This is a genomic window from Pseudomonas simiae (assembly GCF_000934565.1).
In the GTDB taxonomy this organism is placed as follows: Bacteria; Pseudomonadota; Gammaproteobacteria; order Pseudomonadales; family Pseudomonadaceae; genus Aquipseudomonas; species Aquipseudomonas simiae.
In genome coordinates this window covers 3,529,658-3,549,102 of sequence record NZ_CP010896.1, presented here as the reverse complement: position 1 = coordinate 3,549,102, position 19,445 = coordinate 3,529,658, and the positions used below count along the sequence as shown (strand labels likewise).

Genomic DNA, 19,445 nt, shown 5'->3' with positions numbered 1-19,445 from the left:
GGGCTTGCTCGCGAATGCGGTGGGTCAGTTACAGATATATCAACTGACCCACCGCATTCGCGAGCAAGCCCGCTCCCACATTTGGGTCTGCCTCTATCAGCCGATATCTTGCTGCTCTTGATCTGGCTGTTGATCGTGATCTCGGGCAACCCCACCAAACAGCACGTACATCCAATTTTCCCCACCGCACCCCCGGCAAACTCCCCCTCATCGCTGAAACATCAAGGCAGAGGGACATCCCATGGACCCAGCAGCAAAACCCGGCCCCGACGAAGTCGTCACCCTCGTCGTCAAACACCTGATCAAACAAGGCCATGAAGCCGACTACGAAGCCTGGCTACGCCGCATCGTGCGCATCGCCGGCGACCGTCCTGGCCACCTCGGTGTCGACGTAGTGCGCAGCAAGCAGGGCAAACTGGCACTGTTCACCTGCATATTGCGCTACCGCTCCACCGACGACCTTGAAACCTGGCTCGACTCTCCCGAACGCAAGACCTTGATCGCCGAAGCCACTCCGATGCTGGCCGAAGGTGACAACACCGAAATCGGCGCGGTTAACGAATTCTGGTTCAACCCCGAATCTGAAAACGCCGCCAAGCCGCCGCGTTGGAAACAGGCGGTGGTCACCTTGTGCGTCATCCTGCCGCTGACCCTGCTGGTACCCATCGTGTGGGGCCCGGTATTGCGCCTGCACCCGTTCCTGTCCAACTACGTGGTCGCCACGTTCCTGGTCACCGTGACTATCGTTGTGCTGGTGGTCTACCTGTTGATGCCGGCGGCCACCCGCCTGTTCGCTCCCTGGCTTGAAGCCTCTGTAAAGGAAACCCTATGAACGCCGATCTGATTCTGTTCAATGGCCAGTTCCACACTGTGGACCGTGAAAACCCACGCGCCACTGCCGTCGCCATCCGCGAGGGGCGCTTTGTCGCCGTGGGCAGTGACGGTGAAGCCATGGCCCTGCGCGGCAGTGGTACCCAGGTCATCGACCTCAAGGGCCGTACCGTCATCCCCGGCCTCAATGACTCCCACTTGCACCTGATCCGTGGCGGCTTGAACTACAACCTCGAACTGCGTTGGGAAGGCGTGCCGTCCCTGGCCGATGCCCTGCGTATGCTCAAGGACCAGGCCGACCGTACGCCAACCCCGCAGTGGGTGCGCGTGGTGGGGGGGTGGAACGAGTTCCAGTTCGCCGAAAAACGCATGCCGACCCTCGAAGAGTTGAACCAGGCAGCGCCCGATACGCCGGTGTTCGTGCTGCACCTGTACGACCGCGCCTTGCTCAACCGTGCTGCGCTGCGCGTGGCCGGCTACACCAAGGACACGCCAAACCCGCCGGGTGGCGAGATCGTGCGTGACAGCCACGGCAACCCTACCGGCATGCTGGTGGCCCGTCCCAACGCGATGATCCTGTATTCGACGCTCGCCAAAGGCCCGAAACTGCCGCTGGAATACCAGGTCAACTCGACTCGCCAGTTCATGCGTGAACTCAATCGCCTGGGCCTGACCAGCGCCATTGATGCCGGCGGCGGTTTCCAGAATTATCCGGACGATTACGCAGTGATCGAGCAACTGGCCAAGGACGAACAGTTGACGGTGCGTATCGCCTACAACCTGTTCACCCAGAAGCCCAAGGAAGAACTCAGCGACTTCAAGCAGTGGACCGGCAGCGTCACCCTGCACCAGGGCGATGACTACCTGCGCCACAACGGCGCGGGCGAGATGCTGGTGTTCTCGGCGGCGGACTTTGAAGACTTCCTTGAGCCACGCCCGGATTTGCCGTTGAGCATGGAGCAGGAGCTGGAGCCGGTGGTACGCCACCTGGTGGAGCAGCGCTGGCCGTTCCGCCTGCACGCGACCTATGACGAATCCATCTCGCGCATGCTCGACGTGTTCGAGAAGGTCAACCGCGACATCCCGTTTAACGGCTTGCCGTGGTTCTTCGACCACGCCGAAACCATCACCCCGAAAAATATCGAGCGTGTGCGCGCCCTCGGCGGGGGGATCGCGATCCAGGACCGCATGGCATTCCAGGGCGAGTACTTTGTCGAGCGCTACGGCGCCAAGGCCGCCGAAGCCACGCCGCCGATCAAGCGCATGCTCGCCGAAGGCGTGCCGGTCGGGGCGGGCACTGATGCCACGCGGGTGTCGAGCTACAACCCGTGGACTTCGTTGTACTGGATGGTCAGCGGCCGCACCGTCGGTGGCCTGGAACTGCACGCCGAGGGCCTGCCGCGCCTCACCGCGTTGGAGCTGTTCACCCATGGCAGCGCCTGGTTCTCGTCCGAGCAGGGCAAGAAGGGCCAGATCAAGGTCGGGCAGTTGGCCGACGTGGCGGCACTGTCGGCGGACTTCTTCAGCGTCGACGAAGAGGCCATCAAGTGGATCGAGTCGGTACTGACCGTGGTCGGTGGCAAGGTGGTCTACGGCGCCGGTGACTTCGAAGATTACGCACCGCCGCGCGTTCCGGTGCTGCCGGATTGGTCGCCGGTGGTCAAGGTGCCAGGGCACTGGCGCCCAAGCTCGCCCTTGCAGGCTCAGGTGCACCAATGCAGCGGCCCGTGCGGCGTGCATTCCCATAGCCATGAAAAGGCGCGCCTTTCCAGTGTGCCGGTCAGCGACTTCCAGGGTTTCTGGGGGGCGTTTGGCTGCTCGTGCTTTGCCTTCTGAATTCCATACATCCCTAAAGGAGTTACCCCATGCCTTACTCGCGCTTGAACAAAGATGACGCCGTGGTCCTGTTGGTCGATCACCAGACCGGCCTGATTTCTCTGGTACAGGACTTCTCCCCGAACGAATTCAAGAACAACGTGCTGGCGTTGGCTGACGTCGCCAAATTCTTCAACCTGCCGACCATCCTGACCACCAGTTTTGAAAGCGGTCCCAACGGTCCACTGGTTCCAGAGCTCAAAGCCCTGTTCCCGGACGCCCCGTACATCGCCCGCCCTGGCCAGATCAACGCCTGGGACAACGAAGATTTCGTCAAGGCGGTCAAGGCGACCGGCCGCAAGCAGATCATCATTGCCGGCGTGGTGACGGATGTTTGCGTCGCTTTCCCGACCCTGTGTGCCCTCGATGAAGGCTTTGAGGTGTTCGTGGTCACCGATGCCTCCGGTACCTTCAACGAAACCGTGCAACAAGCTGCCTGGGCGCGCATGACGGCCGCCGGTGCGCAACTGGTGAACTGGTTCGCCGTGGCCTGCGAGCTGCAAGTGGACTGGCGCAACGACATGGAAGGCCTGGCCAACCTGCTGTCGCCGCGCATTCCCAACTACCGCAACCTGATGAACAGCTACTCGGCGTTCACTGCCAAGTAACTAGCCTTCAAGGATGTAGGTAATTCCCTGTGGGAGGGGGCTTGCTCCCGAATGCAGTGTGTCAGTCCCAGCATCTGTGACTGACCCACTGCATTCGGGAGCAGGCCCCCTCCCACATTTGTTCGTGTTTCCCTATTTTGGTTTGTGGCGTGCCCACTAAACCGCTATAAAAACCGCAAATGTCCACCGAGAAGCGACAATGAACCCCTTCGAAGACATGCGCCTGTTCTGCCAGGTCATGGAGTCCGGCAGTTTCACCGCCGCCGCCGAGCAATTGGGGCTGTCCAAGCAGTTCGTCAGCCGCCGCCTGATCCAACTGGAAGACCGCCTGGGCGTACGCCTGCTCAACCGTTCCACGCGCCGGCTGGACGTCACGCCACTCGGCCAGAGCTACTACGAGTCCGCCTTGCGCCTGCTCAGTGAAGTCGAGCAGGTGGAGCAGGGCATCGCCGGCCAGAACAGCGAACCCCGCGGTACCATTCGCCTGAGCGCGCCTTTGTCGTTTGCCATGGCCCACCTGGGTTGCCTGTTGCCGCTGTTCCTGCGGCGCTATCCCCAGGTCGCGGTGGAGGTGGACTTGAGCGACCGCCCCGTGGACCTGATCGGCGAAGGCTACGACCTGGTGCTGCGCATCGGCACCCTGGAAGACTCCACCTTGATTGCCCGTCGCATCGCCAGCATTCCCCGGGTGTACTGCGCCAGCCCCGACTACCTGGCCCTGCGCGGTACGCCGCATAAACCCGACGACCTCGCCGAACACGATTGCCTGCCCTACGGCCATGGTCGTCAGGTGCAGTGGCGCTTCAAGGGCAAGGTGCAGGCGCTGAACGTCAGCGGGCGCATGCGTGTGAACAACGGCGACCTGCTGCGCGACACGGCCATCGCCGGCCTGGGCGTGACCTACCTGCCGACCTTTATCGTCGGCGACGCGTTGAAGGACGGCCGCCTGGTCACCGTCCTCGACGAATTCGCCCCCGAGGCCCTAACCCTGTCAGCGGTTTACCCGCAACACCGGCAAGGCTCGCGGCCGGTGCAGGCACTGGTGGAGTTCCTGCGTGAACGCCTGGCTAGCGACTGTTGAACAGCTGGCGGATCAGGTGGGGCGTGCTACCGGTCCAGCGCTTGAATGAACGGCGAAAGTTTGCCGCGTCGTTGAAGTTCAGGTACGCCGCCACTTCGTCATTGCTGTAACCCTTGACCTGATACAGGTGCAGCGCCACCTGCTTGCGCACACGGTCAACCTGCTGCTGAAAGCCGGTGGCATGTTTATGCAGCTTGCGCTTGAGGGTCGCCGGGCTCATGGCGAAGGCGTGCGCGGCCTGTTCCAGGCTTGGCGGCTGGCGCACCTGCTCGTGCAGGTAGTCGTAGAGACAATCAAGAAAACTGCTGGTGAAACCCAGCTGTTCGATCTGCTCGCGGGCGTGTTGGCGCGCGACTTGGCCTGCGGTGGCCGAGGCGCCGGGCCACGCGCGGATGAGGTGTTCGCGGGGGATGCTCAGCATGTCCAGCGGTCGCTCGAAACGCGTGTCTTCCCCCAGGTGCACCCAATACTGTTCGACATAACGCGGTTCGGCATGGCTGAAGCTGGCCGTCCACGGCAGGCGCTCGCCGCTGAGCCATTGGCTCATGGCAACCAGTGAGGTCATGCTGGCTTCGAGCAGGAAGCGCCAGTGTTCACCGGCGCCGCAACTGTCCAGCCAGTACAGGTAGGCGTGGTGCTCATCCAGCTCCAGTTGCAGGGTGACCAGCGGGCTGAGCAACACCTGTTGCTGGATCAGAATGTCCAGGGCCTGGTGCAGGTTCTGTGCATGACCCAACGCGTGGCTGGCGGCGCCGTAGTAGCCGGGCAACAGGCGTTGGCCAAACAGAAAACTGCTGTCATCCGCGTCCAGTAACTTGCGACTGTTGCCGATCAATCCGAGGAACTGCTGCGGGCTCAACCGCGCAGTGCCGGCCAGGATGTCTTCGTGGAACAAGCCGGTGCCGCGCAGCAGGCGATGGCTGTCGATGTCCCGTGACAGGGCCAGGTCGATCAGCGTGGCCGGTTGGTAGTGACCGGGAATAAAGCGGCTGTCGGCTTCGTACCAGCTGGTTTTGACGGCCATCTCAGGCGCTTTTCGCCAGGGGCTGCTTGGCCCTGGCCAGGGCCAGGTTGAGGCGCTTGAGCAGGTCGTGGGGCGGCTCGTTCAGGGCCATGACCACGGCAGTGGTCGCCGCCAGTTGCAGACGTTCACCGTGCAGCCGGGTTTTGTGGGCCAGGCCGCGCACTGCCTGTTGCAACTCCAGCGCCAGCGCCTTGGCCTGGCGCTCGCCGGTATTGGGCAGCAGCACCACAAACCGATCGCCGGCCAGGCGGCACAGCAGGTCCTGCCGGCGCAGGTTGAGCAACAACAAATGGCTGAGGGCCTGCAGCACCGCGTCGCCCTCGGCATGCCCGTAGGCCTGGTTGATGGCGGCGAAGTTGTCCAGGTCCAGAGCCAGCAGCGACAGGGGTTGTTGCTGGGTGTGGCTGTCCTGCAGGCTGTCGGCCAGCTGGCGCTTGAGGTAGTCGGCACCGGCCAAGGGGGTGAGTTTGTCGAACAGCCGATGCTCGCGAAACAACCGCTCGCGCTTTTCCATCTGCGCGCTGATCGCCAGTTGCTCGCGGTGCCAATGGTAGATGCCGATGGTCAGCAGGATCATGCCCACCGGCATTGGTCCGGATTCCAGCCAGTGGTCCCAGGTGATGCTGTCGGGCAGGCGGATGAATTCGTCGAGGCTGTCGATCCACCAGGAGAAAAAGATGCATGACAGGCCTAGCGCCAGGTAGTTGGTGACGCGCCCGGCGGGGCGGCTTTTCAGCACCAGGCCCAGCCAGACCAACGCCAACAGCGCGGAGCCGCCTTCGCCGACGATATCCAGCCACACCCATTCGCTGAAGCTTTTCAAATCGCCGCAGGCCAGGTGCAGGATCAGCCCGAGGTTGGCCGCGATCAGCAACAGGGAGAGTTTCCAGCGGTGGGGCTTGAGCACGGAAAACATGGCCGCGAGTCCTTGGGCAAATAAGCGATGGGCGCCAGCACAGCAGATGGATGTGACGGTTGCGTGACGGTGGGGAGGGGTCGAATCAGCTCATCCGTCCAGGCATTGAAAATCAAAAATGGGGGAGGGGGCTTGCCCCCGATAGCGGTGTGTCAGCGGAAAATCAGGTGACTGACCTACCGCCATCGAGGGCAAGCCCCCTCCCACAGTTGATCTTCACAGGTCATATCAGCTCATTTCACATCGAATCCCAGCGTAGAGCCCTTGTTTACGGGCCTTCACGCCACCCCTTGTCACAGAACCGTCATCCCCCACCCCTAGCGTGCCCTTCCAGTTGCCGGGCCTCTTGCCTGGCGCCAACGGATTCTTGGGGAGGATTGCATGTACAAGCGCACCGGGCTCGTCGGCTTCACGCTTACTGCCTTGGCCCTGGCAATTGCCAGCGAGCGGCTTTCGGCGGCCGAAGTGAGCAACACCGAGCACGTCGAAGTGGTCGGCCAGGCGGCAGCCATGGATCAGGCGCTCAGGGAGCAACGCAGCGCCGACAGCATCAAGAGCGTGGTGCATGCCGACGGCGTGGCCCAGTTGCCGGATGAAAACGTCGCCGAAGCGGCGCAGCGCCTGCCGGGTATCAGCGTGGAACGCGACCAGGGCGAAGGGCGCTTTGTCAGCGTGCGCGGCCTGGGCCCGGACCTCAACAGCGTGACCATCAACGGCACCCTGGTGCCCGCCCCGGAAAGCGCACGCCGCGCGGTGGCCCTCGATGTGCTGCCTTCGGAGCTGGTGCAGTCGCTGTCGGTGATCAAGACCCTCACCCCGGACATGGACGCCAACTCCCTCGGCGGCACCGTGGATGTGCAAAGCCTGTCGGCCTTCGACCACAAGGGCCTGTTCTACACCGGGAGCACCGAAGCCAGCTACGACAAGAACACCCACCAGACCAGCCCGAAATTCTCCGGCGCTGCCAGCAACCGTTTCAGCCTCGGCGACGGCGTCGACAACTTCGGTGTGGCCGCCGCGCTCAGTTGGCAGAAGCGTGACTTCGGCTCGGACAACGTCGAGACCGGCGGCGCGTGGGATTTCACCAATGGCGCCAAGCTCAACGAATTCGAACAGCGCGACTACGACATCAGTCGAGAACGTGCCGGTGGCGGTCTGAACTTCGACTACAAGCCCGATGACCTCAGCAGCTACTACCTGCGCACCCTCTACAGCAGCTACAAAGACACCGAGACCCGTAACGCCACCAGCATCGAATTTGCCGACCCACTCGCCGCCGGCGAACTGGGCGATGCCGAGGCCAAGCGCAAGCTGAAGAACCGCGAAGAGACCCAGAAAATCCAGTCCTATGTGTTCGGTGGCGAGCGCATGCTCGGCCTGTGGACCCTGAGTGGCCAGGCCGGCTACAGCCAATCCAGTGAAGACAGCCCGGCGCATATCGCCGGCGCCACGTTCGACGGCGGTGACTTTGCCAGCAGCGGCTTCTACGACAAAGACACGCCACGCCCGATCATTGGCAGCGGCTTCTATGACGCACGCAACTTCACCCTAGACAAGGTCGACTGGGAAAAACAGAACACCAAGGACACCGAGAAAAACCTGCGCCTGGACCTGGCCCGCGACTACGACCTGAGCGGCTATGCGTCCCAGGTGAAGTTCGGCGGCAAGGTCAGCCGTCGCAACAAGGACAACGACCTGGAAGCCTGGGTCTACAAAGACTTCGACACCCTCGGTTTTACCGACGACCAGCTCAACCTCAGCCAATTCCAGAAAGGCAACGTGGACTACCGCCTGGGCAACTACGGGCCAGGCATCAGCCCCAGCAGCATCAAACACCTGATCGGCAACCTCAACGCCGCAGACTTCTATGACGAGACTGAATCCCGGGTCAACGACTTCACCCTCCGTGAAGACATCAACGCCGGTTACCTGATGAACACTATCGATATCGACGACTGGCGCTTCATCGCCGGCCTGCGTTACGAAGGTACCGAGTTCGAAGCCAAGGGCACGGGCGCCACCGATGGCGTGTTCACGCCCACCGAGACCAAGCGCCGCTATCACCACTGGCTGCCGGGCCTGCATGCGCGCTACCAGATCGACAAGAACACCCAGGTGCGCGCGGCCTGGACCAAAGCCGTGGTGCGCCCGACCTTCGGCCAATTGGCGCCGGGGTTTGTCATTGACGATGACGAGGCCACCTTCGGCAACCCGGACCTCAAGCCCCTGGAATCGAGCAACCTCGACCTCGGCATCGAGCACTTCATGGGCCGCGCCGGCACCGTCTCGGCGTTTGTGTTCTACAAGGACATCAAGAACTTCGTCTACAACACCGACCTGGCCGGCAGCGGGGCCTGGGCCAACTTTTCCGAGGCGCATACCTATGCCAACGGTGACAGTGCCAAGCTCTACGGCCTGGAACTGGCCTACTCACAGAAATTCGATTGGCTGCCTGCACCGTGGAACGGCCTGCTGATCGGTGCCAATACCACGTTCAGCCGTTCCAGCGCCGACATCGAAGGCTTCGACAGCGCCAGCGGTTCGAATCGCAAACGCAACATCAGCCTGCCTAACCAGTCAGACACCGTCGGCAACCTGATGCTTGGCTGGGAAGACGACAAGCTCAGCCTGCGTCTGTCGGCCAACTACAAATCGGCCTACCTCTACGAGCTGGCCTCAATCAACGACAAGGCCCACGACCTGCACGTCGACGCCCAGACCTTCGTTGATTTCAGCGCGCGCTACTCACTGACCAAGAACCTGCAAGTCAGCTTCGAGGCCCAGAACCTTACCGATGAGTCGTACTTCGTCTACACCGGCCACCGCAGCTACAACGGCCAGTACGAAGAGTACGGCCCGACCTACAAGCTGGGCCTGACGTTCACCCACTTCTAACTCGCCATTTTTCCACTGTAGGCGCGAGCGAATTCGCTCCTGCACGACAAGGATTTTGATTGTTCATGAGAATGTCCAAGCTCTACCTAATGATGGTGTTGGCCGCGTGCTCGCCGGTCATGGCCGCCGACCTGGCGCTCACCCCTTGGGCGCCAAGCCTGAATGCTGACGCGGTGACTTTCCTGCCGGGCCGCACTGAGCGCCTGGCCGCCGGTACCCGCAACGGCCTGCAACTGCTCGACGGCAAAGGTGCCGAACTGGTCCGCTTCAACGGTAATTTCAGCAGCCTTGACACCCGCACCGCTGGCAACCAAGTGCTGGTTGCCAGCCTCGACAACGACCGCCAGCAAGCGCTGTTGGTGAACCTCGATGCCTCGGCTAAAACCTTCGGCAAACCGCTGTACCTGCCGACTCGCGACTACCCGGTCAATGGCCTGTGCCTGTTCCGCGACGCAGCCGCCAACCTGTTTGTGTTCCTGGTGGGAGACGAGGGCAAGGGTGAACAATGGCTGGTGGGCAATGGTTCGACGCTGTCAGGCGAGCCTCAGCGCGTGCGTGGTTTGCCACTGCCGCCGTCGGCACAGTTCTGCCAGGTGGATGACGCGACCCAGCAGTTGCTGGTCAATGAAGAAAACGTCGGCTGGTGGGCCTACCCGGCGCACCCGGAGGCGGAGGTGAAACGCACGCCGGTGGCGCTGTTTGACGCTCCCAAACGCGAGGCTGGCGCCATGGCGTTGGTGCCGGGTGGGCTGGTGACGCTGGACCCGAAGACTGCCCAACTGCATCTGTTTCAGCACACCGGCGAGCGTTGGGTGGAACAGGGCAGCCTGACGCTGCCGGGCCTGAAAGAACCGGAGCAACTGAGCGTCAACGGCCAGCAAGTGCTGGTGCGCGATGACGACACCGGTCGGCTCTACCAAGGCCAACTCGACTGGCAGCCCAAGCCTGTGGCCACCGAGTCGGTATTGCCGGAAGTCGCCGCTCTGCGCCAGACCGACCCGGTCGGTCGCCAGGGCGATGCGGCGGATGATCCCGCAATCTGGATTCACCCCGAACAACCGGCCCGCAGCCGCGTGCTCGGTACCAACAAAAAACACGGCCTGCTGGCCTATGACCTCGACGGCAAGCTGTTGCAGGAGCTTGCGGTCGGTCGCCTGAATAACGTTGACGTGCGCCCCAACTTCAAGCTCGGGGCGCAGACCGTCGACCTGGCCGTAGCCAGCAATCGTGATCACAACAGCCTGAGCCTGTTCAGCATCGACCGTCGCAGCGGCGAACTGCGCGAAGCCGGTGAAGTGCCGACGCCACTCAAGGAAATCTATGGCATTTGCCTGTTCCAGCCCGCCAGCGGTGAGATCTACGCGATTGCCAACGGCAAGGACGGCACCTTCCTCCAATACCGCCTGAGTGCACCGGACGGCCGGGTGCAGGGCGAGTTGGTGCGCCAGTTCAACGTCGACAGCCAACCCGAGGGCTGTGTGGCCGACGACCAGCGCCAGCGTTTGTTCATCGGTGAAGAAGACGTCGGCGTCTGGGCGGTGGATGCGCGTGCCGACCAACCGGCCACGCTCACCAGCGTGATCAAGGTCGGCCCGCAGCTGCATGCGGATGTCGAGGGCCTGGCGTTGTACCAGAGCGATGAACGCGACTACCTGGTGATCTCCAGCCAGGGCAATGACAGCTACCTGGTGCTGGATGCCGAGCCACCGTTCGCCATGCACGGTGCCTTTCGCGTCGGCCTGAATGCGGCGGCAGGGATCGATGGCGCTTCCGAAACCGACGGCCTGGAAGTCACTGCCATCAACCTTGGCGGCCCCTGGAGCAAGGGCCTGCTGGTGGTGCAGGACGGGCGCAAGCGCATGCCCGAACAGACCCAGAACTTCAAGTTCGTGCCCTGGGCCGACGTGACCCGCGCGTTGAAATTGCCGTAGGCGTCATCACCCGGTCATCACTTTTTAATCGAATAGGAGCTTAACCATGCACGCGACGATGGAACATATGACGATCTGGGGCTTGATCAGTGACGCCAGCCTGTTGGTCAAGGCAGTGATGGTCACATTGCTGCTGGCGTCCTTGCTCAGTTGGTACCTGATCATCCAGCGCGCCAGTGTCCTGCGACGCCTGGAGCGGCAGTTGAAAGGTTTTGTGCTGCGCTTTCGGGCTGCGCCTGACTTGCAGCCGCTGTACCGCGAAACCGTGCAGGCGGGCGAGGGTGGCGTTGCGCCGATCTTTATCGCGGGGGTGCAGGAATATCAGCACCTGCAGGGCCACGACCCGGCGGTGCTGGAAGGTGTCGAGCGCGCGCTGCAGGTGGCGATCACCGAGCAGGAAATCGAGCTGGAAAAGGGTCTGCAATTCCTCGCGACTGTGGGTTCGGTCAGCCCCTACATCGGCTTGTTCGGCACGGTGTGGGGCATCATGAATTCCTTTATCGGTTTGTCCCAGGTGCAACAGGCCACGTTGTCGACGGTAGCGCCGGGCATCGCCGAGGCATTGATCGCCACTGCCATCGGCCTGTTCGCGGCCATCCCGGCGGTGATCGCCTACAACCGTTTCGCGGCACGTGGGCAGACCTTGCTGACCCGCTACTACGCCTTCGGTAACGAACTGCAAGTGCGTCTGCACCGCACCCTGCGCGGTACGCCGATCAACCTGGCCGTGGCCGCCTGAACAAGGAGCAAACCGATGTTGACCAGGCCACAACGCAAGCACGGGCCCAAGGCGGAGATGAACGTGGTGCCTTACATCGACGTGATGCTGGTGCTGCTGGTGATCTTCATGGTCACCGCCCCGATGTTGACCCAGGGCGTGAAAATCGAGCTGCCCAAGGTCGCCGCCGAGGCACTGGCGAGCGACACGCGCCAGCAGATCCTCACGCTGTCGGTCAAGGCTGACGGCGGCTACTACTGGAACCTGGGCGGCGAACTCGACACCACGCACCAGACCGACAGCGCCGTGACCCTGGATGAAATGGGCGCCAAAGTCACGCAGGTGGTGGCGGCGCGCAGCGACACCCAGGTGTACATCCGCGCCGATGACAACGCCGGATACGGCAAGGTCGTGGCGGCCATGGCGGTGTTGCAGAAGGGTGGTGTAAGCAACCTGGGGCTGGTGACCGAGGCCCCGCAATGACGGCGATGATCATGCACAGTCCGCTGCTGACGATGGCGCCCCCGGCGTTTTCCGGGCTCTGGAGAAACAGCTTGGCGGCCAGCCTCGCGGTGGCGCTGCATGTGGGGGTGCTGGCGGCGCTGATGCTGGGTTGGTCGACGGAAGCACCCACGCTGGAAGCGCCAAGGGTGATGCATACCCAGTTGGTGATAATGCCGCCAGCGCCAGTGCCAGTGCCTGAGCCGGCGGCGGTCGCAGCGCCTGCGCCGGAGCCTGTCGTGGTTCCCGTGCCGGCGAAACCGGTCGTTGATCCACAGGTCCAGGCACAAAAACTGGAAAAAGCCGCGTTGGCGCGCAAGCGGGTTGAGGAAAGGAAGCTGGAGCAGCAACAGCAACAGCAACAGCAACGCCAGGCCGCTGAACAACGCAACCGCGAGCTGGAGCAGCAGCGTCTGGCCCAGGAGCGCCTCGCCGCTGAACGCGCACGCCCTGCAGCCCCGGCCGCTGCGCCGGCATTCGACAGCCGCCAGTACCAACCCTTGAGCAAGGAGGCGCCGGACTATCCGGAGCGTGCCCTGGACAAGAACATTGAAGGCGATTGTTCGGTGGAGTACACCGTCAACACCCTGGGCCGCGTGGAAAACCCCAGGGTGCTGGACGGCTGCCACCCACTGTTCATGCGGCCTTCCCTGGCGGCGGCGAATACCTTCCGCTACCAACCGAGAGTGGTGGACGGCAAGGCAGTAGCGGTGCCGGCGGTGCGCAACACCTTCCACTACCGCATCAAATAATCCTAGATTTTTACCGCGTTAGGCGTTGGCGAGATTCGCCAGTTCGGAGCTCGCCGCATACCGCTCCAGATCTCATTGCGGCTGTTGGTGGAAATCGCCGACGTACGCGGCGACAACCTCACGCTCGGGTGGGTATACAAAGGATGCCCATCCCGCAACGCCTCGTGATTCAGCAACCCGCCCCGCGCGATCTGGCTCACCGGGCTCACGTACGTTCCTTCTGGCGTTGGACGAAGACGGCTTTGCCGATGCCTTGCAATACGGCGTCGTTCTGTGGGGTGTGTACGCGGCTGCACAGCACGTCGCGGTAATGCCGTTGCAACGGACTATGGCGCGACAGGCCGGGGTTGCCCGAGGCTTCGATGGCCAGCTCCACGGCGCGGATGGCGTTGTGGGTCACCAGGTATTTCAACTGCGCCGCGTTGGCGGCTGGCGTGTGACCTTCGGCGGCAGCGTCAAGCAGGCTGCGGTTGGCGAACAGCAGGGTGTCGATATGGCCGACGGTTTCCTGGAACCGCGGCAAGGTCGACAGCGCAGCACCAAGGTTGGACGGCGTACGCGCTTCCAACCAGTTCACCAGCCAGTCCCGCGCAGCCTGGGCCACGGCGTCGTATACCGAGGACAGCAACACCGACATCCACAGCAAGCCTTCGCCATCCAGCTCCGGCGTCGGCGCGCTCCACGGGCTGACGCTGACGGCATGGTCCAGCGGCACCAACACGTTGTCGAGCACCACTTCATGGCTGCACGTAGCCCGCATGCCCAGGTGGTCCCACGTGTCGATGATGGTCACGCCGGGACTGTCTTTGGGCACCAACCAGGCGCCCACCAGTGGGTCGGCATCATCACTGCGGCCCCACACGCTGAGCCAGCTCAGGCCGTGGCTGCCGGTGGAGTAGACCTTGCGGCCGCTGATGCGCCAGCCCTCGGCGGTGCGTATCGCGGTGGTCGCCGGCAGACCGCCGCGGGCCGGGGTGCCAAGGTCAGGTTCGACACGCAGGGCGTTGATCAAGGCGCCGTTGCGCACGGCGTCTTCGGCCACTTGCGTGCGCAGGTGGGCGGGCCAGGTCTTGCTGTCTTGCAGGCGCGTGTGTTGCAAGTACTGCATCACCAGGATCAGCGCCGTGGACGGTTCGCCCTTGGCGATCGCACTGATGGCCTTGCGCGCCTGGAGCAGGCTGGCACCGCCGCCGCCAAAAGCCTTGGGCACGGTGAGGGCGACCAGGCCATGTTGGTGCAGCAACTGGAAGTTGGCGTGGGGAAAGGCGCCGCTCTCGTCGTAGAGGTGCGCGGTGCTGGCCAGCTCGACGGTGAGGCGTTCGAGCAGGGCTTCGAAGTGGGCGACTTCCACGGAGCGTAGGGCAGGGTGCGAGGATTGGCTCATGCCAGCGCCTGCTGCTGCGCTTCAACCTCGGCGGCGACGCTGTAGCGGTCGGAGCCGCCTTTCTGGCTGTTGGAACCCAGGTCACCGAGTTCCGGGAACGGCGCATCCAGTTTCAAATGCCGTGGCTCGCTCATGTTCTGCTCCTATTTAGCGCGATGCTTGGGAAAGGGGGACACGCTTGGCGTTGAAGCTCTTGTCGAAGCCCTGAGACACGTCGATGTGCTTGAGCAACAGGCCCTCTTTTTGGTAGGTGTCGGCGGTCGTTTGCAGGCCGCTGATAACCGCGTCGTCGATGACGACCGGTGTCAGGTGGGTGTCCTTGGCCACTTCGACATGCACATCCAGCGGCAGGCCGGTGATCTTGGCCTGGGCGGCCGCGTATTCATGAGGGTGCACGTTGGCCCAGGCATAAGCGCGGTCGACGCGGGCGACAAAGTCATCCAGTTGCGGGCGCTTGTCGGCGATGGCTTGGCGGGTGGCCGCGAGGTACAGGTGATTGCTCAACAGCTTGTTGCCACTGATCAGCACGCGGGCCTGGCTTTGCGAGGTGACCACCGTGGTGTACGGGTCCCAGGTGGCCCAGGCGTCGGCAGTACCGTTATCCAGCACCAGGCGCGATTCGCTTGGTAGCAGGAAAATGAACTGCACATCCTGGGTGGTCAAGCCGGCGGTGGCCAGGGCCTTGATCGCCAGGTAATGGCCGATGGAGCCGCGCCCGGTGACGATCTTCTTGCCCTTGAGGTCGGCGACGGTCTTGATCGGTGAGTTCTTGGGGACGACCAGGGCGGTGGTGTTACGTCCCTCAGCGTGAATGATGCTGACCACCTTGAGCGACGCACCGGCACCCAGGGCGAACACGTAGGGCGCATCACCGAGGGCGCCGATGTCTACGGCCCCGGCATTCAAGGCTTCGCCCAGGGGTGAGGCGGAGGGGAACTCCGCCCAGCGAATGTCGTAGGGCACGTTTTCCGATTCGCCGGAAGCTTCCAGCAGTGCTTTGATGGTGGATTTCTGATTGGCTACGCGCAGCGGTTGCAGGTCGGCGGCGTGGCTGCTGCCGATCAGGCCGAAGGCGAGTGCGGTGCCCAGGAGCAGGCGCTTGAAGGGGGTGGTAAAGACCATGGAATGCAGGCTCCAGGCAGATCAAGAAAAGGTTCGTTTACCTCCGCCTGGAGAAGGGGTCGGTGCATGGGTTAACGTTATGCCTATAAAAACTGGCTGTGAAGTTCTTTTTGGTTATATTGTAATTATGAAAATAAATGATTAAGTGGAAGAATATTATTCTCTAGCCGTATTTTTTGGTGTGATTCGGGTCAGGGTCAGGTTGCCCTACAGGCCCCGATAATGGGTGTCGCCCCGTTTGTTCAGCAAGCATGCATAGTCGTCGCCCACGCCCGGTAAAAGGGGACGCGTTGATGTCATGGCGACGCCCTGTAGGAGCGAGCTTGCTCGCGAAAACCGTCAACGAAAACGCGGGCATCCGGATTAAAGCCTGCGCCGCGTGTGGGTGCAGGCAGCTTGGGGGATTTCAGATCACATAGAAACCATGGGTGCCGTCGCGGGCCAGTTGGTCGACCAGGCCGAATTCCCAATCCAGATACGCCTGCATGGCTTCCTTGGGATTGTCGGTGCCTTCGTACGGACGGCGGTAGCGGTCGATGCGCGGTGAGGCCAGGTGAGTTTCACCTTCTTCGAGTGGCAGTTGCGCGTCGATCCAGCCGGCGGTGCCGCCTTGCAGCAGGAACACGGGCTTGCCGGTGATGGCTTCGACTTCAGCTACCGCCAGGCGCGCCAGTTGGCTGCTGCCACACGTCAGCACATAGCGTTGGGCGGTGGGCACCTTGGCCAGGGCCTGGGGCAGTTGTGCGCGCAGGGCCCACCAGGCACCGGGGACGTGGCGCTTCACGTAGTTGGCGCTGGCAGTGAAGTCCAGTACCACGGTGTCGCCATGGGCCTGCCATTCGGCGAGGGTATGGGGGCTGATCAGTTCGGCCTGGGGCGGTGCCGGCACTGGTGCGACCCAGGCGCCTTTCTCGCTGAATTGCGCGGGCTGCAGGTTATCCAGCACGTACACTTCCCAACCCAGTTGGGCCAGCCAGGAGGCGGACATGTTTGCGCGCACGCCGTCGTCATCCGCCAACACCAACCGTGCGCCACGCACGCTGGCGACGTGGTCGGTTTCCTGCACCAACTGACCGCCTGGCGTGGAGCGCGCGCCCTGCAGATGCCCGGCGTCAAATTCTTCCGGAGTACGTACGTCGAACAGGTACGTCGTACGTTTCTGCTCCCGCTGCCAGGCGTGCAGATCGGCCAGAGTGGCACGGCCGACGCGAGCCTTGTCGGCAACCCGACGCGCATCGGTAGCGGCGAGCTGGCGGTGCTCTTCCGAGGTCGGCGCAAAGCGGCGCGACTGGCCGTGTGCGAGCGTCTGCCCGGCCAGTGTCCAGCCGATGGTGCCGTTGCGCAGCGCCGAGACGGGGTTGGCCACGCCGGCATTGATCAGCGACTGGGTGCCGATAATGCTGCGGGTGCGCCCGGCGCAGTTAACGATGATGCGGGTGGCCGGGTCCGGCGCCAGTTCGCGGGCGCGCAACACTAACTCGGCACCGGGCACGCTGATGCCGGTGGGAATGCTCATGGTCTGGTATTCGTCAAAGCGCCGCGCGTCGAGCACCACCACATCGGCCTGGCTGTCGAGCAGGGCCTGCACTTCTTCGGCGGCCAGTGACGGCGTGTGTCGTTCGCTCTCCACCAGTTCGCCAAATGCCTTGCTCGGCACGTTTACGTCGATGAACAGCTCGCCACCGGCTTTGCGCCAACCGTCCAACCCACCTTCCAGCAGGCTGACCCGGGTGTAGCCCAACTCGCCCAGGCGCTCGGCAGCACGGACAGCCAGGCCTTCGCCGTTGTCGTAGACGGTGACCTCGGTATCGCGCCGCGGGATGCGTGAATACACCTCCAGTTCCAGTTTCGACAGCGGAATGTTCGCGGCAAACAACGGATGGGATTCGGCGAACGGCGCTTCTTCGCGCACGTCGACCAGGGCGACTTCTTCACGGTCCAACAGGGCCTGGCGAATCTGCGCAAAGCTGCGGGTCGATACAGGGGTCATAGGGCAGGGCTCTTTTCTTTAGACAAATCCCAGATGTTCGGGAGGAAGGCGTTGGAATAACCGGAGATAAACAGTTTCTCGCTGCCGTCGGGCTGGTACACCGCGCGGCGCACCGCACCGATATTGGCGCCGTACACGTGGATGCTGATCGACACCTGGTCGCTGTGGGCGTTGCTCACCTGGTGAATGTCACCGACCTTGGGCGACACAGCCTCGACTTGGCCCGGCACCAACCGGACCGGCTTGCCATCGGCAATCAGGCTGCCATCGGGGGCGCGTTCGAACCCTTGGGAGAACTCCGAGCCGCGCAGCATCCCGATCAATCCCCATACCCGGTGGTCGTGGATCGGCGTGCTTTGTCCTGGTCCCCAGACAAAACTGACGATGCTGAAGCGCTGGCGCGAGTCGGCATGCAGCAGGAATTGTTGATAGCGCTCGGGATCGGGTTGGGCGAACTCATCGGGGAGCCAGTCATCATGGCTGACCAGTTGCGCCAGCAACTTGCCGCCACGGTGCAGCAGGTCGCCCTCGCGTGGATTGCCGTCGATCAATTCCGCCAGGGCGCCTATGAAGGCTCTAAGTCTCTCGGGGTGTCGGGCCTGGGTCATGACAATTCCATCGTGTGGTCGGTAATGATGGGTTTATCTAAGCATAATGTTTATTGTTAATATGCTATTTTTTAATGATTAGCTTATAGCCGAAGGTAATTTAGAACCGATCTGAATAGTGTAAGACGTTATCGATCACAGCGCGGGCTATCCAGACTTCGTTCCTGCAACTATGCTTCCCACACATCTTAATGACTGTTCTCTATGTGCGGCCCAAATGAAAATTGACGATATCGATGCCTTTGTCGAAGTGATTCGTTGCCAGTCCATCAGCCATGCCGCCGAGTCGTTGCAGCTGACCCAGCCGGCTATCACTCGCCGGGTGCAGAACTTCGAGCAGGCGCTGGGGGTGGAGCTATTCGACCGCAATACCAAACCTCTCAAGCCTACGCTGATCGGCACCCGGGTCTACGAGCAGTGCCGGTTGATCCTGCGCGAGATGGACGCCCTGCGTGAACTGGTGGCCACTGACGCACCCCCCACCGGCCTGTTGCGCCTGGGTGTGCCGCAGACCATAGGTGATGTGGTGCTGCTGGACGCGCTCAAACACCTGCGTACGGAGTATCCGGACCTGCGCGCCCAGGTCGCTACGGGCTGGGGCAGCCAATTGGTGGGCAAGATCGAGCGCGGCGAGTTGGATGCGGCGGCGGCACTGTTCCCGGCGGGCAAGATCTTCCCGGACAACATCGTCGGCGAGTCGATCGGCAAGATGGAGCTGGTGGTGGTCTGCGCCAAGGCGCAACTGCCGAAGAAGCCCTGCAAACTGGCGGATGTGTACCAGAACGGCTGGATTCTCAATCCGGATGGCTGCGGTTTCCGCGCGGGGTTGCAGCGGACCTTGTCCGATCAGGGGCTGGCATTGCGGGTGAACCTGGAGACGTTTGGCACTGAGCTACAACTGGGGTTGGTGGCGGACGGCCTGGGCCTTGGCCTGGTACCACGCCCGTTGTTGGAGCGCAGTGTGCACCGTGAGCAACTGGCGGTGATGCCGCTCAAGGATTTCAAGCCGGTGATGGATCTGTGGCTGATCTATCCGCACTTCCTGGGCAACCTGCAAGGGCCGGTGGATGCGTTTGGCAAGTTAGTAGCTGCCTCGTTGCACCCGATCAAGCATGCAGCTTGATATGAAAAATAATAATAATTAGCTTAGATTAAAATGTGCTTTTTATTATTTTTTTGCATCCCATAGGCTTGCCTGGAAGTCCTTAA

General features: G+C 62.5%; 17 protein-coding genes and 1 pseudogene. 10 read left to right on the top strand and 8 right to left on the bottom strand.

Annotated features, from left to right (window positions below):
- Nucleotides 1–241: 241 nt before the first annotated feature.
- The 4 genes from PF1751_RS15810 (at nucleotide 242) to PF1751_RS15795 (ending at nucleotide 4,395) form a co-directional block, all read left to right on the top strand.
- Entirely contained in the window at nucleotides 242–832 is a 591-nt protein-coding gene (locus tag PF1751_RS15810; protein ID WP_010209713.1) for an antibiotic biosynthesis monooxygenase, read from the top strand.
- Nucleotides 829–2,667, top strand: a complete 1,839-nt coding sequence (locus tag PF1751_RS15805) for an amidohydrolase (RefSeq protein WP_010209714.1) — start codon at nucleotides 829–831, stop codon at nucleotides 2,665–2,667. Before PF1751_RS15810 ends, PF1751_RS15805 begins: the two co-directional genes overlap by 4 nt.
- Nucleotides 2,668–2,696: 29 nt before the next feature.
- Nucleotides 2,697–3,314, top strand: coding sequence for an isochorismate family cysteine hydrolase YcaC (gene ycaC, locus PF1751_RS15800; RefSeq protein WP_010209715.1), 618 nt, complete (start codon nucleotides 2,697–2,699; stop codon nucleotides 3,312–3,314).
- Between the two features lie 199 nt (nucleotides 3,315–3,513).
- Nucleotides 3,514–4,395: a LysR family transcriptional regulator gene (locus tag PF1751_RS15795; protein ID WP_044287339.1), complete on the top strand. Its 882-nt coding sequence runs from the start codon at nucleotides 3,514–3,516 to the stop codon at nucleotides 4,393–4,395.
- On the opposite strand, the gene PF1751_RS15790 is transcribed toward PF1751_RS15795, so the two are convergent.
- Together PF1751_RS15790 and PF1751_RS15785 are read right to left on the bottom strand one after the other, a co-directional pair.
- Nucleotides 4,382–5,419 (bottom strand): AraC family transcriptional regulator, encoded by a 1,038-nt coding sequence (locus tag PF1751_RS15790; RefSeq protein WP_044287338.1) that lies wholly within the window; start codon nucleotides 5,417–5,419, stop codon nucleotides 4,382–4,384. The genes PF1751_RS15795 and PF1751_RS15790 overlap by 14 nt on opposite strands.
- 1 nt (nucleotide 5,420) lies before the next feature.
- Nucleotides 5,421–6,335 (bottom strand): GGDEF domain-containing protein, encoded by a 915-nt coding sequence (locus PF1751_RS15785; RefSeq protein ID WP_044287337.1) that lies wholly within the window; start codon nucleotides 6,333–6,335, stop codon nucleotides 5,421–5,423.
- A 381-nt stretch (nucleotides 6,336–6,716) separates the two neighbouring features.
- Here PF1751_RS15785 and PF1751_RS15780 point away from each other — a divergent pair, with 381 nt between their 5' ends.
- From PF1751_RS15780 to PF1751_RS15760, 5 genes are all read left to right on the top strand, one after another.
- Entirely contained in the window at nucleotides 6,717–9,230 is a 2,514-nt protein-coding gene (locus PF1751_RS15780; RefSeq protein WP_044287336.1) for a TonB-dependent receptor, read from the top strand.
- Nucleotides 9,231–9,295: 65 nt separating this feature from the next.
- Nucleotides 9,296–11,161, top strand: a complete 1,866-nt coding sequence (locus tag PF1751_RS15775; protein ID WP_031291138.1) for a phytase — start codon at nucleotides 9,296–9,298, stop codon at nucleotides 11,159–11,161.
- Nucleotides 11,162–11,207: 46 nt separating this feature from the next.
- Nucleotides 11,208–11,900: a protein TolQ gene (tolQ, locus tag PF1751_RS15770; RefSeq protein WP_010209725.1), complete on the top strand. Its 693-nt coding sequence runs from the start codon at nucleotides 11,208–11,210 to the stop codon at nucleotides 11,898–11,900.
- A gap of 15 nt (nucleotides 11,901–11,915) precedes the next feature.
- Complete coding sequence (tolR, locus tag PF1751_RS15765; protein ID WP_021492721.1) at nucleotides 11,916–12,362, top strand: protein TolR; 447 nt, start codon at nucleotides 11,916–11,918, stop codon at nucleotides 12,360–12,362.
- Nucleotides 12,359–13,132: an energy transducer TonB gene (locus PF1751_RS15760; RefSeq protein WP_010209729.1), complete on the top strand. Its 774-nt coding sequence runs from the start codon at nucleotides 12,359–12,361 to the stop codon at nucleotides 13,130–13,132. Before tolR ends, PF1751_RS15760 begins: the two co-directional genes overlap by 4 nt.
- 68 nt (nucleotides 13,133–13,200) lie before the next feature.
- On the opposite strand, the pseudogene PF1751_RS29900 reads toward PF1751_RS15760, so the two are convergent.
- From PF1751_RS29900 to PF1751_RS15740, 6 genes and pseudogenes are all read right to left on the bottom strand, one after another.
- Nucleotides 13,201–13,323, bottom strand: a pseudogene (locus PF1751_RS29900) (dihydrofolate reductase); the annotation flags it as partial.
- 14 nt (nucleotides 13,324–13,337) lie between these two features.
- Nucleotides 13,338–14,516, bottom strand: coding sequence for an acyl-CoA dehydrogenase family protein (locus PF1751_RS15755; protein ID WP_044287335.1), 1,179 nt, complete (start codon nucleotides 14,514–14,516; stop codon nucleotides 13,338–13,340).
- The gene (locus PF1751_RS29120) at nucleotides 14,513–14,650 is read right to left on the bottom strand and encodes a hypothetical protein (RefSeq protein ID WP_010209731.1); all 138 of its coding nucleotides are present in this window, start codon (nucleotides 14,648–14,650) and stop codon (nucleotides 14,513–14,515) included. The genes PF1751_RS15755 and PF1751_RS29120 overlap by 4 nt, the downstream gene beginning before the upstream one ends.
- 13 nt (nucleotides 14,651–14,663) lie before the next feature.
- A complete protein-coding gene (locus tag PF1751_RS15750; RefSeq protein ID WP_044287334.1) occupies nucleotides 14,664–15,638 on the bottom strand; it encodes an ABC transporter substrate-binding protein in 975 nt (324 codons plus the stop codon).
- 406 nt (nucleotides 15,639–16,044) lie between these two features.
- On the bottom strand, nucleotides 16,045–17,628 hold the full coding sequence (locus PF1751_RS15745) for a rhodanese-related sulfurtransferase (protein ID WP_044287333.1): 1,584 nt from the start codon (nucleotides 17,626–17,628) through the stop codon (nucleotides 16,045–16,047).
- Nucleotides 17,625–18,236, bottom strand: a complete 612-nt coding sequence (locus PF1751_RS15740) for a cysteine dioxygenase family protein (RefSeq protein ID WP_021492716.1) — start codon at nucleotides 18,234–18,236, stop codon at nucleotides 17,625–17,627. The genes PF1751_RS15745 and PF1751_RS15740 overlap by 4 nt, the downstream gene beginning before the upstream one ends.
- Nucleotides 18,237–18,453: 217 nt before the next feature.
- Between PF1751_RS15740 and PF1751_RS15735 the strand changes: the two genes are divergently transcribed.
- The gene (locus PF1751_RS15735) at nucleotides 18,454–19,359 is read left to right on the top strand and encodes a LysR family transcriptional regulator (RefSeq protein ID WP_042572179.1); all 906 of its coding nucleotides are present in this window, start codon (nucleotides 18,454–18,456) and stop codon (nucleotides 19,357–19,359) included.
- Nucleotides 19,360–19,445 lie beyond the last annotated feature (86 nt).

Excerpts from the sequence above, each read along its gene's own strand:
- PF1751_RS15810 (WP_010209713.1), top strand. The coding sequence starts at position 242 with ATGGACCCAGCAGCAAAACCCGGCCCCGACGAAGTCGTCACCCTCGTC.
- PF1751_RS15805 (WP_010209714.1), top strand. The coding sequence starts at position 829 with ATGAACGCCGATCTGATTCTGTTCAATGGCCAGTTCCACACTGTGGAC.
- ycaC (WP_010209715.1), top strand. The coding sequence starts at position 2,697 with ATGCCTTACTCGCGCTTGAACAAAGATGACGCCGTGGTCCTGTTGGTC.
- PF1751_RS15795 (WP_044287339.1), top strand. The coding sequence starts at position 3,514 with ATGAACCCCTTCGAAGACATGCGCCTGTTCTGCCAGGTCATGGAGTCC.
- PF1751_RS15790 (WP_044287338.1), bottom strand. The coding sequence starts at position 5,419 with ATGGCCGTCAAAACCAGCTGGTACGAAGCCGACAGCCGCTTTATTCCC.
- PF1751_RS15785 (WP_044287337.1), bottom strand. The coding sequence starts at position 6,335 with ATGTTTTCCGTGCTCAAGCCCCACCGCTGGAAACTCTCCCTGTTGCTG.
- PF1751_RS15780 (WP_044287336.1), top strand. The coding sequence starts at position 6,717 with ATGTACAAGCGCACCGGGCTCGTCGGCTTCACGCTTACTGCCTTGGCC.
- PF1751_RS15775 (WP_031291138.1), top strand. The coding sequence starts at position 9,296 with ATGAGAATGTCCAAGCTCTACCTAATGATGGTGTTGGCCGCGTGCTCG.
- tolQ (WP_010209725.1), top strand. The coding sequence starts at position 11,208 with ATGCACGCGACGATGGAACATATGACGATCTGGGGCTTGATCAGTGAC.
- tolR (WP_021492721.1), top strand. The coding sequence starts at position 11,916 with ATGTTGACCAGGCCACAACGCAAGCACGGGCCCAAGGCGGAGATGAAC.
- PF1751_RS15760 (WP_010209729.1), top strand. The coding sequence starts at position 12,359 with ATGACGGCGATGATCATGCACAGTCCGCTGCTGACGATGGCGCCCCCG.
- PF1751_RS15755 (WP_044287335.1), bottom strand. The coding sequence starts at position 14,516 with ATGAGCCAATCCTCGCACCCTGCCCTACGCTCCGTGGAAGTCGCCCAC.
- PF1751_RS29120 (WP_010209731.1), bottom strand. The coding sequence starts at position 14,650 with ATGAGCGAGCCACGGCATTTGAAACTGGATGCGCCGTTCCCGGAACTC.
- PF1751_RS15750 (WP_044287334.1), bottom strand. The coding sequence starts at position 15,638 with ATGGTCTTTACCACCCCCTTCAAGCGCCTGCTCCTGGGCACCGCACTC.
- PF1751_RS15745 (WP_044287333.1), bottom strand. The coding sequence starts at position 17,628 with ATGACCCCTGTATCGACCCGCAGCTTTGCGCAGATTCGCCAGGCCCTG.
- PF1751_RS15740 (WP_021492716.1), bottom strand. The coding sequence starts at position 18,236 with ATGACCCAGGCCCGACACCCCGAGAGACTTAGAGCCTTCATAGGCGCC.
- PF1751_RS15735 (WP_042572179.1), top strand. The coding sequence starts at position 18,454 with ATGAAAATTGACGATATCGATGCCTTTGTCGAAGTGATTCGTTGCCAG.